Source organism: Candidatus Pantoea gossypiicola (assembly GCF_008632075.1).
GTDB lineage: Bacteria > Pseudomonadota > Gammaproteobacteria > Enterobacterales > Enterobacteriaceae > Pantoea > Pantoea gossypiicola.
The window spans coordinates 162700-176868 of sequence record NZ_VWVM01000008.1 but is presented as its reverse complement, the minus strand read 5'-3'; the positions used below and the strand labels follow the sequence as shown (position 1 = coordinate 176868).

Here is a 14169-nt window from a genome sequence, read left to right as displayed (position 1 = left end):
TCCACGACACATATTATTATATAAGAGTGCGATGGATGATTAGCTTTGAGATCGCGCACGCGCAGGAAACAGGGTCAGATCGGAAAGTCGCTTAAGCCAATCCCTGGCCGCTCGGCCCGCGCCGTCCATGGCGCGGGACGCTTTCCTCTTCTGACCCTGTTCCCAGCGTGTTGAGTTGGTCATTGCGACCAGATTCAGGTTGAGGAAGCTAACAACAGAGAGGCTTTAGCCGCGGCCGTGCGGCTCATCCCAGTCAAACGCCGGGCCCAGCGAAATCACGCCATTCGGGTTGATGGTCTTGTGGCTGCAGTAGTAGTGATGGCGGATATGCGGCAGGTTGACCGTCTCAGCAATGCCCGGCATCTGATAGATATCACGCAGGAAACCGCTGAGGTTTCTGTAATCACCGATCCGGTGACGATCACATTTGAAGTGGGTCACATAGACCGGATCAAAGCGCACCAGCGTGGTCCACAAGCGAAGATCCGCTTCGGTCAGCTGATCGCCAGTGAGGTAGCGATGCTGGCCCAGGATCTGCTCCAGCCGCGACAACGAATGGAACAGCGCCGTGACGGACTCATCGTACGCGGATTGCGACGTGGCGAAGCCTGACTTATAGACGCCGTTGTTCACGGTGTCGTAGATCCAGCCATTCAGCTCATCAATCTTTTCGCGCAGCGCTTCGGGATAGTAGTCACCGGCACGGGCACCCACTGCATCAAACGCACTGTTGAACATGCGGATGATATCCGCCGACTCATTGCTGACGATAGTATTCTGCTGTTTGTCCCACAATACCGGCACGGTCACGCGACCACTGTATTGCGGATCGGCGTGCAGATAGAGCTGATAGAGGAACTCATTCTGGTAGAGCTTATCGCCAGTGGCATCCTGAAAAGTATCATCGAAGGTCCAGCCGTTCTCCAGCATCAGCGGATGCACCACGGAGACGTCGATCATGTTATCCAGACCTTTCAACTGACGCATCAGCAGCGTGCGGTGCGCCCAGGGGCAGGCCAGCGAGACATAGAGATGATAGCGATCGCGCTCAGCGGCAAATCCCGCTTTCCCTACCGGACCAGCGCTGCCATCCGGCGTTACCCAGTTGCGAAAAGCCGATTCTGAACGCTTGAAACGTCCGCCGGTAGATTTGGTGTCGTACCAGGTGTCATGCCAGACACCGTCAATTAACTGTCCCATAATGGCTCCAATGCAAACAGGGCGGGGAAATGTCCCCGCCCTGTTAATTATATGTGGCAATACGCTTTATGTGAGACTAGCGCGCAATTGCTGCCTGTGGTTTTCTTTTGCTGATCAGGCGATCAAGGCTGTATGCACCTGGGCCCACCAGACCTAACACCAGGAAACCACCGGCGATAGAGAGGTTCTTCATGAACATCAGCTGGTTTACGCCTTCTGCGAAGTTACTGTGAAACAGAAACGCGGTCAGGATAGTAAAGCCGGCGGTGAACAGGGCAGTAAAACGGGTCAGGAAACCGAACAGAATCGCCAGACCGCCGCCAAACTCCAGCAGGATAACCAGCGGCAGCATAAAGCCAGGGACGCCCATCGCTTCCATATATTGCTGAGTACCTGCATAACCGGTGATTTTGCCCCAGCCGGCCGTAATGAACAGGATTGGCATCAGGATGCGAGCCACTAATAAACCAACGTCTTCGAATTTTTTCATCATTTACTCCAGCGCTATCAGGAATGCAGGGCAGGCTGCCCGCAGGGTTTATGCCCGCTGAAAGCAGTTCTGCATTCATTGGGTTGATAGCTGGAGATGATAATCGCGGCGTGGAAAGGTTGTAAGCGAGATATACTGTCAGTGTTCTTCAGAAATTCTGATGAAGAAAGCCGGCTTTTTCAGGACCGGCTTTAAACAGGATTAACGCGGGGGCAGAGCAGACTTGATCATGCGCCAGGTGCTCCAGGCACCGAATCCCCGCTTAGCCCAGCGTAACAGCTTGTTGGGACTGCGAATGGAGTAAACAGCCAGGGCGCTGCTGCCGATGGCCAGATAGCGACGTAAGCTGAGGAAAGTAAACCAGCCGCGATCGTAGTGGGCGGTGCCTTCCAGCCAGTCACGCCGCGCAGCGCTTAAATCCAGCCGCTGCTGCTGCACATGCTTAAGCAGTTCATGGATGCGTTCTTCACGCTCGCGGCGGCTCATCAGCGCTGGTCCTCAAGCAAATTCCGATCTGTTTCCAGCTCTTTGCGCGTGTGGCGCAACAGCGTGGACTGACGTGATTTGTGAAGCGTCCAGAGCCCGAAAATAACCGCCAGCAAAAACAGCGTACCGGTCGTGATGCCAATCGCCATCAGACGATATTGTGCATCCACTGCCCAGATGATCAGGACCATCAGGCTCATCAGACCAAATGCAGTGAACAACATGGTCAGGCCAATCATCAACAGCATCTGTATCAGATTCGCTTTCTCATGCTCCAGTTCCACCACTGCCAGACGAACGCGTGTCTCAACCATGCCAACCAGGGTGGTAACGATACGCTGGCCGATGTTAATGACCCCTTTTGCCGGGCCGTGGTTCTGCTGTGAGTCAGCCATGGTTAGCGACGCGAAATGAGCATGCCGAGTGCGACGCCAATCGCTGCACCGATACCCACACCATGCCATGGATTTTCACGCACGTAGCCTTCGGCTTTCTGCGCGGCTTCGCGCGTAGTTGCAGCGATGCGCTCGCCTGATTCGCCCAGACGCTCACGAGAGCTATCCAGCGCCACACGCGCTTTATTGCGAAGTTTATCCAGCTCGCCTTTGGATTTTTCGGTGCTGCTGCTCAGCACTTCTTCCAGGGTATCGGCAAGGTTTTTCAGTTCAGCACGCAAATGTTCCGATGATGTGTCTTTAGACATAAAATACTCCTTTAACATCAGTTGGTTAATTCCGATCAATAGGGCTCCGCCTGTAACTTTTTCAGCTCCCGGCGCGCTTCATCCAGTTTTTGTTGTTGCCTGGCAGTCTTCTCCCTGTCATGGCCCTCTTCACGCTCTTCCCTGAGTGCGTGCTCACGCTCCGCCACTTTCTGCTTCTGAGCATTAATTCTTTCCAGATGGGCCGCTTCCAGCTTTTTATCACTGCAATCAGCCCGGACTTCAGTCAGGGCGCGCTCCAGGCCGTTAACCCGGCGCTGGTTGTTATGCTTCTGTGCCATCCCGATTTCACGCTGAATATCCTGCTCTTTTTGTTCACAAAGCGATTCTGCCGCCAGCAGCGAACCCGACAGCGAAAGCAGCGCGACGCCCAGTAATACTTGATATTTCATCGGTCCTGAACCTTCCATTGCGACCTGATTGCTCATCATACGCGTAATGTTATGCCTGCGGATGCTAAGAATCGACTCTCAGTTAAGCATAGACATCGATAGTAAAAAGTTCAAAGAAGACCGGGAGATAGAGCGCCTTTCAGACCGCCACATCCTGTCGCGGCGGCCTGAAAGCAAAGAGAGGGGCTGATTACGCCAGAGAGAGGTGCTGAGCGTGATCGTGCTGGGCCACGATAAAGCCCTGCGGCAACAGGCGGCGCAATACCTTTTGTGCGGCCAGACTCTGCTCTTCGCTGTCAAAATGGATAATCAGTGCGTCACCGGCAGGAGTAATGCTTTTGATACGAATACCCTGCGCGCTTAATTGCTGATAGAGATAAAAGCCATCAGGCAGCGTTGCGCCAGCATGAGAAACCCGAATCTGCACGACTGTCTCGTGCTGCATCAGAGGAGGAACCACAGAAAGCGCGGTCAGCGCAAGCGCGCCAGCAATCAACCACGGTATCCACCGTTTAGGAATAGCCTGCAGCAGTTTCATTACTCGGCTTTCCCGTTCTGATTCGCCTGACGCTTACGCCATAACACGACCAGCGATCCCACCAGACCAAAGACCAGCAGCGCCAGTGGCAGCATCATCAGGAAGAACATCATCTCATCTTCGTAACGACGGAAAATGGGGGTTTTACCCAGCGCAAAGCCGATAACGGTCAGAATGACCACCCATAGGAAAGCACTCACCCAGTTGAAGAACTGAAAGCGGGCATTACTGAGGCCTGATAACCCGGCGATGGTCGGCAGTAGCGTTCGCACAAAGGCGATAAAGCGGCCTATCAACAGGGCAGACAGACCATGGCGATGGAACAGACTGTGCGCGCGTAGATGATACTGGGCGGGAAGGTGAGAGAGCCATTTCTGTACCGTGGGCGTATTGCCCAGCCAGCGGCCCTGAATGTAGCTCACCCAGCAGCCAAGGCTGGCTCCGGTGGTTAGAACCAGAATCGTTAACGGGAAACTCATGGTGCCTTTGGCAATCAGAACGCCGACCAGAATCAGCAGACTGTCACCTGGCAGAAATGCGGCAGGAAGAAGACCATTTTCTAAAAACAAAATCATAAACAGCACGCCGTAAATGGCCCATACCAGCGTGGGGTCAGAGAGAGTTTCGTAGTCCTGTTGCCACAGGGCATGCAGCAACGCTTGCAAAATATCCATCAATCATTCCTGAACATCATTGTTAAACATGTCCCACAGGGACTTAAACGCAGACTGGCATGTCGTTATAAATTTTAGGAGCGCAGCCTGGCGGGGGTTTCCGGATCCTTCCAGAATTGATTGTTAAATCAGCGACTTTATAAAACCCTGTCGCAAAGGGTAATAAAAGGGCGATAACTGTAACAAAAATCGCCTGTCTGAGACAGGAAAACTCTCTGGCAAACAGGAGTTTTACCTTGTGAAACGGCGTGTAAAAAGGAGCTTTACATGACCTGACACTATTGCAGATTAACTGACCATCTCAGGGTCTTTTCAGGCATTTTTAGCGGGCGTTATTGGCCCCATCAGGCAGGATGACCGGATTTTCACCAAACATGTAACGATCCACGTTAAATTCAAAATCATCCGCCGTCGCGTTAAACAGCATCTGCTTAGTATTTTCCAGATGTTGCCACATTGCCAGTTTGCTGGCGGCGGGATCTTTACGCATCAGGGCTTTAAGAATCTGATCGTGGTCGTCGCACCAGCTGAGAATGCTGCGCTGGTCGATATGTTCGTGAAGTTTAAGCCAGTAGGGATTGTGCAGACGATGCAGCCACATTTTTTCAACGATGGCGGCTAAGGCACTGTTCTGGGTGGATTGTGCAATTCGCACATGAAACTGCATGTCCCATTCGGAGTCGCGGAAGTGATCCTCCTGGCGGGCTTTTTCCTGGATCGCCATCAGATCGATAATGTCCTGACGCGTTACCTGGGTGGCAGCGAATTCCGCCACGTTACTCTCAATCAGCTGGCGCGCCTGCAGTAATTCAAACGGACCAAAAGTGGCAAACTCAAGCTGGCTGCTGGTGGCGGCGATGCGGTTCTGCTGCTGGCTGGCGATAACATGAATGCCCGATCCTTTGCGAACCTCAACATAGCCTTCAACTTCCAGCATGATGATCGCTTCGCGGACGACGGTGCGGCTCACTTCCATCTCTTCGGCAATCAGGCGCTCTGCAGGCAATTTTTCACCCACCGGGTAGATCCCGGTTTCAATGCGGCTTTTCAGCTCGCTGGCAAGCTGTTGATAGAGTCGACGGGATTCAGTGATGTCCATTGCACAATCCTGGTAGCAGACAGATAAGTTGTTATACCACTTCAGGGCGTGCGAGGAAATGGGCTGGTGTAAGCCAGCCCGGCGGGTTAACTGCGAACGGCGCTGGCTGGCGGAATAACCGCTTCAGTATTCAGCTCTGCAACAGGTTTATTTTTCAGGACCGTCCAGATAACGACAGCACCCAGCAGATCGAACACTGCCAGCGCGGCAAAGAGCGGGCTGAAGCCCAGCTTATCGGCCAGGGCACCGACAACCAGCGCAAACATAGTACTGGCGGTCCAGGCGGCCATGCCGGTTAAGCCGTTAGCGGTCGCAACTTCATTGCGGCCGAAAACGTCTGACGACAGGGTGATCAGCGCGCCAGAGAGAGCCTGATGCGCAAAGCCGCCGATGCACAGCAGACCGATAGCAACATAGGGACTGGTAAACAGCCCGATGGTGCCTGGCGCGATCATTAATACCGCACCCATTGTCACCACCATCTTGCGGGAGACGATCAGATTAACACCAAACCAGCGCTGAAACAGCGGCGGCAGATAACCACCCAGGATGCAGCCAAAATCTGCAAACAGCATCGGCATCCAGGCGAACATCGCAATCTCTTTCAGATTGAAGCCGTACACCTTGAACATAAACAGCGGAATCCAGGCGTTGAAGGTTCCCCACGCCGGTTCTGCCAGAAAACGCGGCAGCGCAATGCCCCAGAACTGGCGGTTGCGGATAATCTGCAGGGCCGACATTTTGCGGGTGTTGCCGGTCTGATGCTGCGCTTCCTGACCGGAGATAATATAGTCGCGCTCTTCATCACTCAGCTTCTTCTGCTGTTTCGGGTGCTTATAGAACACCAGCCAGCAGAGTGCCCACGCCATGCTCAGCACACCGGTCATGATAAAGGCCATCTGCCAGCTGTGCGCCACGATTGCCCAGACGACCAGCGGTGGAGCCAGCATCGCACCGATAGACGAACCGACGTTAAAGTAGCCTACCGCGACCGAACGCTCTTTGGCCGGAAACCACTCACTGCTCGCCTTCAGTCCGGCCGGGATCATCGCCGCTTCAGCCGCACCGACGGCACCCCGCGCCAGAGCCAGGCCGCCCCAGCTGCCCGCCATCGCCGTGGCAGCACAGAAGATCGCCCACAGTACGGCAAATACCGCGTAGCCGACTTTAGTGCCGAGCAGATCCAGCACATAGCCTGCTACCGGCTGCATCAGCGTGTAGCAGGCTGAATAGGCCGCAATGATGTAGGAGTACTGCTGCGTGGTGATATGCAGCTCTGACATTAATGTCGGGGCCGCCACAGCAATAGTGTTTCGGGTCAGATACCCTAATACCGTGCCGAGTGTCACCAGTCCAATCATGTACCAGCGTAACCCTTTGATCTTACGCATCCTCTACCTCTTCCAGTTCTGTATGCGGTTTTGCCGCTGTTGTTATCTGGAGCGGGACAGCACGTGATGCAGCTCTGCTCACGCCCGCAGGTTCTGTCTGAGCAACCCTGTTATGACCTTGCCATTATCTGAGTCACTAACGATCTCATGATGGAGCGAAAGCCTAACTTGTTATACAACTTTAAAAGTTGAGAGCCATCACAAAAACCCTTTCTGCGCTGTGGGATACTGGAAACCTGCGTAATGACAGCCATTTAGCGTGCTGCGGGCGACAGAAACGTCCATAACGGCAGTCAGTTACCGCCGTTTATGTGAGCAGGATCGCAAATAAATCCGTTATGCATCAAAATTGGTATGATAACTTTTAGCCTTCAGGGTTCAGTCGAAGAGGAAGCAGGTATGTCACGTTTCATGACCGAGGATTTTTTACTGGATAGCGAATTCGCCCGTCGTCTCTATCACGACTATGCAAAGGATCAGCCGATTTTCGACTATCACTGCCACTTACCACCGCAGCAGATTGCCGAAAATTATCGTTTCGCTAACCTTTATGACATCTGGCTGAAGAGCGATCACTACAAATGGCGGGCAATGCGCGCCAACGGTGTGGCTGAGGCGTTCTGTACCGGTAACGCCAGCGATCGTGAAAAATTTGACGCCTGGGCTCGCACCGTGCCGCACACCATCGGCAACCCGCTCTATCACTGGACCCATCTGGAATTACGCCGGCCTTTCGGCATCACCGATACGCTGCTTTCTGAGAAAACCGCCGACAGCATCTGGCATCGCTGCAATGAACTGCTGGCACAGGATAGCTTTACCACGCGCGGCATCATGCAGCAGATGAAGGTGAAAATGGTCGGCACCACCGACGATCCCCTGGATGATCTGCGCCATCACCGCGCGCTGGCAGACGATGCCAGCTTCAGTGTCAAGGTGCTGCCGAGCTGGCGTCCGGATAAAGCCTTTAATATCGAAGCCGAAACCTTCCTGCCGTGGATCGCGACGCTGGAGCAGCTGACCGACATCAGCGTGCAGCGTTTTGACGATCTGCGCCGTGCACTGCATCAGCGGCTGGATCACTTTGCGGATCACGGCTGTAAAGTCTCCGATCACGCGCTGGATGTCGTCTGTTATGCCGAGGCGGATGACGCCACGCTGGATGCAATCCTGGCGCGTCGTCGCAGTGGTGCCGCGCCGAACCCGCAGGAAACGGCCCAGTTTAAAACGGCAGTACTGGTCTGGCTGGGTAGCGAATATGCCCGCCGTGGCTGGGTGCAGCAGTATCATATTGGCGCACTTCGCAACACTAATCCGCGCCAGTATCAGTTGCTGGGGCCGGATGTGGGCTTTGATTCCATCAACGATCAGCCGCTGGCGGAACCGCTGGCACGGCTGCTGGGTGCGCAGAATCTCAATAACGCGCTGCCAAAAACCATTCTCTACTGCCTGAATCCGCGCGACAACGAAGTGCTGGCGACGATGGCGGGTAACTTCCAGGGCGAAGGCCAGGCGGGCAAAATGCAGTTCGGTTCAGCCTGGTGGTTCAACGATCAGCTGGATGGCATGCAGCGTCAGATGACGCAGCTGGCGCAGATTGGCCTGCTCAGCCGCTTCGTCGGAATGCTGACCGACAGCCGCAGCTTCCTCTCCTACACCCGCCACGAATATTTCCGTCGGCTGCTGTGTCAGATGATTGGCCGCTGGGTGGAGCAGGGTGAAGCGCCAGCCGATGAAGCGCTGTTAGGCCAGATGGTACAGAACATCTGCTTCAACAATGCCCGCGATTACTTCGGCATCGAGCTGGGAGCCTGATGATGAAAAGGCTAAACCGCCACGACTTTCCGGGTGCACTCTATCGTGACCGGGTGATCCAGTTCGGCGAAGGCAACTTCCTGCGCGCCTTTATCGACTGGCAGATTGACTGGCTGAATGAACATCAGGGCATCGACGCCGGTATCGTGGTGGTGCGGCCACGCAACCGTGAAGTCAGCGACAGCCTGAATCAGCAGGATGGTCTCTACACCACGCTGATCCGCGGACTAAACGATCAGGGCGAGCAGGTCAGCGAAACACGGCTGATCCGCAGCGTTAACCGTGAAATCCAGCCCTGGCAGCAGTTCGGCGAGTTTATGGCGCTGGCCCGTAATCCCGATCTGCGTATGGTCTTTTCCAACACCACTGAAGCGGGCATCGCCTTTGTCGGCACAGACCAGCTCACCGATCAGCCCGCCAGCAGCTTTCCCGGCAAACTGACGCAGCTGCTGTGGGGGCGCTATTCACACTTCAATGGGGCCAGCGATCGGGGCTGGCTGGTGGTGCCGTGCGAGCTGATTGACCATAACGGCGACACGCTGCGCGAGCTGGTGCTGCGCTATGCCGACCACTGGCATCTGCCATCCGAATTTAAAACCTGGATCCATCAGCACTGTGCATTTTACAACACGTTAGTGGACCGCATTGTCACCGGCTTCCCGGCGGAAAGTGAGCAGCTGCAACGTGAGCTGGGTTATGAAGATCGCTATCTGGTGGCGGGCGAAGTCTACTACCAGTTTGTGATTCAAGGGCCTTCGGCGCTGTTCAGCGAACTGAAGCTGGCGGCGCTGTCGCCACAGATCCGGCATGTGGATGATATTGCGCCCTATAAAGCGCAGAAAGTGGCCATCCTCAATGGTGCGCATACCGCGATGGTGCCGGTGGCGTATCTTGCCGGGATTGAAAGCGTCGGCGAGGCAATGGCCGATCCGATCATTGCCGGATTTGTCGATAACCTGCTGCGTCACGACGTGATCCCGACGCTGGATCTGCCCGCAAACGAACTGCACGCCTTTGCCGATGCGGTTCAGCGCCGCTTCCGCAATCCGTTTATCCGTCATGCGCTGCTATCGATTGCTCTCAACGGCATGACCAAGTTCCGCACCCGTCTGCTGACGCCACTGCTTGCCGCGCATCAGCAAACCGGCGAATGGCCGACACACATCACCTTTGCGCTGGCGGCGCTGATTGCTTTTTACCGCGGTGAGTCAGCCGGAAAAAACTGGCCATTACAGGATGAGCCGCGGTGGTTACAGCGCTACGCTGATGCCTGGAAAGCAGTTGATGCGGACCAGATGTCGCCGCAACAGCTGGTGCATGCTGTGCTCAGCGACGCGCAACACTGGGGCGAAGATTTAACCCGTCAGCCCGGACTGGCTGCGGTGCTCACCCAACACCTGCAAAATATCATCGCCTACGGAATGCGTGAGGCGCTGAGCCAACTGAGATAACGCTATGCAAGACGCAATTAAAATTGATCCCCGCGACAACGTCGCCGTGGCGTTACGTGACCTGGACGCGGGCACCACGATTGAGCTGCCGCCATTAAGCGTGGCGCTGCAACAGGCCGTGGGACGCGGGCATAAATTTGCCCTGCAGCCTATCGCGCAGGATGAGCTGGTGATCAAATATGGGCTGCCGATTGCCCATGCCACACAGCCTGTAGCCGCCGGTGAGGTCATCCATTCGCAGAACGCCCGTACTAATCTCAGCGATCTGGATCAGTATGCGTATCAGCCCGATTTTGCGACGCTGCCACCGCAGCCGGGTGATCGGGAGGTGCAGATCTACCGTCGTGCCAGTGGCGAAGTCGGCATCCGCAATGAGCTGTGGATCCTGCCGACCGTTGGCTGCGTCAACGGGATTGCACGTCAGATTCTGCAGCGTTTTCTGAAAGAGACCCAGGACGCAGAAGGCATTGACGGTGCATTCCTGTTCAGCCACACCTTCGGCTGCTCGCAGCTGGGGCAGGACCACGAAAACACCCGCACCATGCTGCAGAATATGGTGCGTCATCCCAACGCGGGCGCAGTGCTGGTGATTGGTCTTGGCTGTGAAAACAATCAGGTCGATGCCTTCAGGGACACCCTCGGCGCGTTTGAAAGCGACCGGGTCGACTTTATGGTCTGCCAGCAGCATGACGACGAAGTGGAAGCCGGGCTGGAACGTCTGCATGCGTTGTATGAAAAAATGCGGCATGACCGGCGTGAGCCGGGCAAGCTCAGCGAGCTGAAGTTTGGTCTGGAGTGCGGCGGTTCGGATGGTTTGTCTGGTATCACCGCCAACCCGTTGCTGGGGCGTTTCTCAGACCAGATGATCGCCAATGGCGGCACCACCGTGCTGACCGAGGTGCCGGAGATGTTTGGCGCAGAACGCATCCTGATGAGCCGCTGTCGCGACGAAGAGACCTTCGGCAAAACGGTGGCGATGATCAACGACTTTAAACAGTACTTTATCGATCATCAGCAGCCGATCTATGAGAACCCCTCACCGGGCAACAAAGCGGGCGGTATCACCACGCTGGAGGAGAAGTCGCTGGGCTGTACGCAGAAAGCGGGGCAGAGCCAGGTGGTCGATGTGCTGAAGTATGGCGAGCGGTTAAAAACGCCGGGGCTGAATCTGCTGAGTGCGCCGGGCAATGATGCGGTCGCTACGAGTGCGCTGGCCGGAGCCGGTTGCCACATGGTGCTGTTCAGTACCGGACGCGGCACGCCCTATGGAGGTTTTGTGCCGACGGTGAAGCTGGCGACCAACACGCCGCTGGCGGAGAAGAAACCGCACTGGATCGACTTTAATGCCGGACGGTTGATCGAGGGGATGAGCATGGAGGCGATGCTGGAAGATTTTGTCGACAGTATTGTGGCGATTGCCAGCGGTCAGCCGACCAACAACGAAAAGAACGATTTCCGCGAGCTGGCGATTTTCAAAAGCGGTGTAACGCTCTAAACAAAAACGACCCGCCAGAGTGCGGGTCGTTTCAAATCGTTGATAAAATCTGGCCGGTTGCAGGACCCATGCTTTGCGTTGTTCAAAAAATACTCATAGCGTTTTATCCGGGGGGCGGGCCGCTTTCCTGCTCTGCCCGTATTCCCTGCGCTTTAAGGCGAAGAGAATGTCAGACACAAAGGAACGTCTTTTCGATCGCCTGGGCTCAATTTTCCTTGTTTGCGAGCTATTGATGTGCGTAGTCTACCCACATCAATACGCACGCTGGAGGTTTATATGGGTAAAGTAGCCACAAAACCAACGAAAAACATCAACGTCACTATCGACACGAAACTGGCCCTGGAAGCGCGTGAAGCAGGGATTAACTTCTCTCAGACACTTGCTAAAGCGGTGCGCGCAGAGCTGAAATCTCTCGCAGCAGAACGCTGGAAACATGAAAACGCGGCAGCTATCGACTATCTGAACCAGCTCAGTGACGAGCATGGCCTTTTCTCTGACGAACACAGGACGTTCTGATGCAGTTTGACGTTTACAGGAACACCGGGAAGGCGGAGATATACCCATTAGTTTTGGACGTTCAGAGCGACATCATTGGCCGGCGGAAAACCCGGATGGCTATTCCTCTGTTCCCGCATGAGAACTACAAAGGGCCACGTGCTGACCGGCTAACGCCAATTCTGATCATAGAGGGTCAAAAATACGTGATGATGACCCACGAAATGGCGAGTGTACCGGAAAAGGCGCTACGAGAAGACGTGGAGAACATCAGCGGTCAGGCGGTGGTGATAAAATCTGCCCTCGATTTTCTGTTTGATGGTATCTGAAAACCTGACTGAAAGGGCTGGTTTTAAGACACATGTTAAACCATGTCGCGTTTATAACACCCTGAGGTGTCCGCCATTTGAAATCCTGCCCGCTTTAAAGGACGGGCAGTATACCAAAAACGTCAGGTCGCGCCCGGCTCCCCATTGCCTGGTGATTCAGGTATTTAAGCGACCTTCTTGTTATCGGCTTATCAGGCCTGAAACAGGCGTAAGACCCAAATCAGAATTCAAAAATGTCATCAGTTATCGAATTCAGTCGGTACTGGTTCAGGCAAGGCGCAAAGGTTTACTGTGAGCCGTCCAGGGCTATATACCGACTAATCGTCTTTTTGTATTACTGAATCAGGCCCGACTGGTTTCGCGCTCCGCTTCTGCCTGACAGACGGCGGCGGTAAACAGAATATCGGTTGAGGAGTTCAGCGCGGTTTCCGCTGAATCCTGCAGAACGCCGATAATAAAGCCCACGGCCACCACCTGCATCGCCAGATCATTTGGAATACCAAACATGTTGCAGGCCACCGGGATCAGCAGCAGCGAACCGCCCGCCACGCCCGATGCCCCACAGGCACAGAGTGACGCCACCAGACTCAGCAGAATCGCGGTCGGCACATCAATGCTGATCCCCAGCGTATGCACCGCTGCCAGCGTCAGCACGGTAATGGTGATCGACGCACCCGCCATACTGATGGTCGCGCCCAGCGGAATCGACACCGAATAGGTATCCTCATCCAGATCCAGACGTTTCGCCAGTGCCATATTCACTGGAATGTTGGCGGCAGAACTGCGGGTAAAGAAGGCGGTCACGCCGCTTTCACGCAGGCAGGTGAAGACCAGCGGATAGGGGTTACGACGGATTTTCCAGAAGACCAGCAGCGGGTTCACCACCAGCGCCATCAGCACCATACAGCCCAGCAGCAGCGCCAGCAGATGGGCATATTGCCACAGCGCGCCAAAGCCGGTTGAGGCCAGAATCGACGCCACCAGACCGAAAATACCGACAGGCGCACAGCGGATGACGCAGCGCACCAGCCAGGTTACCGCCTCAGAAGCATCATTGAGAAAGGCACGGGTGCTGTCACTGCTGTGACGAAACGCCAGACCCAGGCCAATCGCCCACACCAGAATGCCGATGTAATTAGCCTGCATCAGGGCCGTGATCGGATTCGACACCATGCTCATCAGCAGTCCGCGTAACACCTCAGTAATGCCGGAAGGGGGAACGATTTCCGTACTGCCTACCGCCAGCGTCAGCGTCTGCGGGATCAGATGGCTGAAGACCACCGCGACGACCGCCGCGAAAAAGGTGCTCAGCAGATAGAGCATAATAATTGGCCGGATATTAGTCTTCTGGCCCTGCTGATGGTTAGCGATTGAGGCAATAACCAGTACCAGAACCAGCAATGGCGCAACCGCTTTCAGCGCACTGACAAACAGTTCACCCAGCAGACCGACCGCCAGCGCGGCATCGTGTGAAATCCAGGCGAGCGCCACACCGGCGATCAGCCCAATCATGATTTGCTTCACCAGGCTTCCGGCGAGCAGCGTGCCCAGACGTGCGGAGAGAGTTTTCTGCATAATATTTTCTATATTTTG

At 55.1% G+C, this 14169-nt stretch carries 16 protein-coding genes; 5 read left to right on the top strand and 11 right to left on the bottom strand.

Features of this window, described 5'->3' with window-relative positions:
• Positions 1-225: 225 nt before the first annotated feature.
• From F3I20_RS12670 to F3I20_RS12625, 10 genes are all read right to left on the bottom strand, one after another.
• The gene (locus F3I20_RS12670; RefSeq protein WP_150037688.1) at positions 226-1200 is read right to left on the bottom strand and encodes a glutathione S-transferase family protein; all 975 of its coding nucleotides are present in this window, start codon (positions 1198-1200) and stop codon (positions 226-228) included.
• A 76-nt stretch (positions 1201-1276) separates the two neighbouring features.
• Complete coding sequence (locus F3I20_RS12665) at positions 1277-1690, bottom strand: DoxX family protein (protein ID WP_150013632.1); 414 nt, start codon at positions 1688-1690, stop codon at positions 1277-1279.
• A gap of 201 nt (positions 1691-1891) precedes the next feature.
• On the bottom strand, positions 1892-2176 hold the full coding sequence (locus F3I20_RS12660; protein WP_150013541.1) for a YqjK-like family protein: 285 nt from the start codon (positions 2174-2176) through the stop codon (positions 1892-1894).
• Entirely contained in the window at positions 2176-2571 is a 396-nt protein-coding gene (locus tag F3I20_RS12655) for a phage holin family protein (RefSeq protein ID WP_033733987.1), read from the bottom strand. Before F3I20_RS12655 ends, F3I20_RS12660 begins: the two co-directional genes overlap by 1 nt.
• 2 nt (positions 2572-2573) lie before the next feature.
• Positions 2574-2879: an ElaB/YgaM/YqjD family protein gene (locus F3I20_RS12650; RefSeq protein ID WP_089414886.1), complete on the bottom strand. Its 306-nt coding sequence runs from the start codon at positions 2877-2879 to the stop codon at positions 2574-2576.
• A gap of 35 nt (positions 2880-2914) precedes the next feature.
• On the bottom strand, positions 2915-3289 hold the full coding sequence (locus tag F3I20_RS12645; protein ID WP_150037689.1) for a DUF1090 domain-containing protein: 375 nt from the start codon (positions 3287-3289) through the stop codon (positions 2915-2917).
• A 190-nt stretch (positions 3290-3479) separates the two neighbouring features.
• A complete protein-coding gene (gene mzrA, locus F3I20_RS12640) occupies positions 3480-3827 on the bottom strand; it encodes an EnvZ/OmpR regulon moderator MzrA (RefSeq protein ID WP_150013535.1) in 348 nt (115 codons plus the stop codon).
• Positions 3827-4501 (bottom strand): DedA family protein, encoded by a 675-nt coding sequence (locus tag F3I20_RS12635; protein WP_098052313.1) that lies wholly within the window; start codon positions 4499-4501, stop codon positions 3827-3829. Before F3I20_RS12635 ends, mzrA begins: the two co-directional genes overlap by 1 nt.
• Before the next feature lie 322 nt (positions 4502-4823).
• Positions 4824-5600, bottom strand: coding sequence for a transcriptional regulator ExuR (exuR, locus tag F3I20_RS12630; RefSeq protein ID WP_150037690.1), 777 nt, complete (start codon positions 5598-5600; stop codon positions 4824-4826).
• Positions 5601-5686: 86 nt separating this feature from the next.
• Positions 5687-6991: an MFS transporter gene (locus F3I20_RS12625; protein WP_150037691.1), complete on the bottom strand. Its 1305-nt coding sequence runs from the start codon at positions 6989-6991 to the stop codon at positions 5687-5689.
• Positions 6992-7390: 399 nt separating this feature from the next.
• Here F3I20_RS12625 and uxaC point away from each other — a divergent pair, with 399 nt between their 5' ends.
• The 5 genes from uxaC (at position 7391) to F3I20_RS12600 (ending at position 12576) form a co-directional block, all read left to right on the top strand.
• On the top strand, positions 7391-8806 hold the full coding sequence (gene uxaC, locus F3I20_RS12620; RefSeq protein ID WP_150037692.1) for a glucuronate isomerase: 1416 nt from the start codon (positions 7391-7393) through the stop codon (positions 8804-8806).
• A gap of 2 nt (positions 8807-8808) precedes the next feature.
• On the top strand, positions 8809-10257 hold the full coding sequence (locus F3I20_RS12615; RefSeq protein ID WP_150037714.1) for a tagaturonate reductase: 1449 nt from the start codon (positions 8809-8811) through the stop codon (positions 10255-10257).
• Between the two features lie 4 nt (positions 10258-10261).
• Positions 10262-11752, top strand: coding sequence for a UxaA family hydrolase (locus F3I20_RS12610; RefSeq protein ID WP_150013527.1), 1491 nt, complete (start codon positions 10262-10264; stop codon positions 11750-11752).
• Between the two features lie 276 nt (positions 11753-12028).
• Positions 12029-12268 (top strand): type II toxin-antitoxin system CcdA family antitoxin, encoded by a 240-nt coding sequence (locus F3I20_RS12605; RefSeq protein ID WP_150037693.1) that lies wholly within the window; start codon positions 12029-12031, stop codon positions 12266-12268.
• On the top strand, positions 12268-12576 hold the full coding sequence (locus tag F3I20_RS12600) for a CcdB family protein (RefSeq protein WP_150013523.1): 309 nt from the start codon (positions 12268-12270) through the stop codon (positions 12574-12576). Before F3I20_RS12605 ends, F3I20_RS12600 begins: the two co-directional genes overlap by 1 nt.
• Positions 12577-12918: 342 nt before the next feature.
• On the opposite strand, the gene sstT is transcribed toward F3I20_RS12600, so the two are convergent.
• The gene (gene sstT / locus F3I20_RS12595) at positions 12919-14151 is read right to left on the bottom strand and encodes a serine/threonine transporter SstT (protein ID WP_033784084.1); all 1233 of its coding nucleotides are present in this window, start codon (positions 14149-14151) and stop codon (positions 12919-12921) included.
• Positions 14152-14169 lie beyond the last annotated feature (18 nt).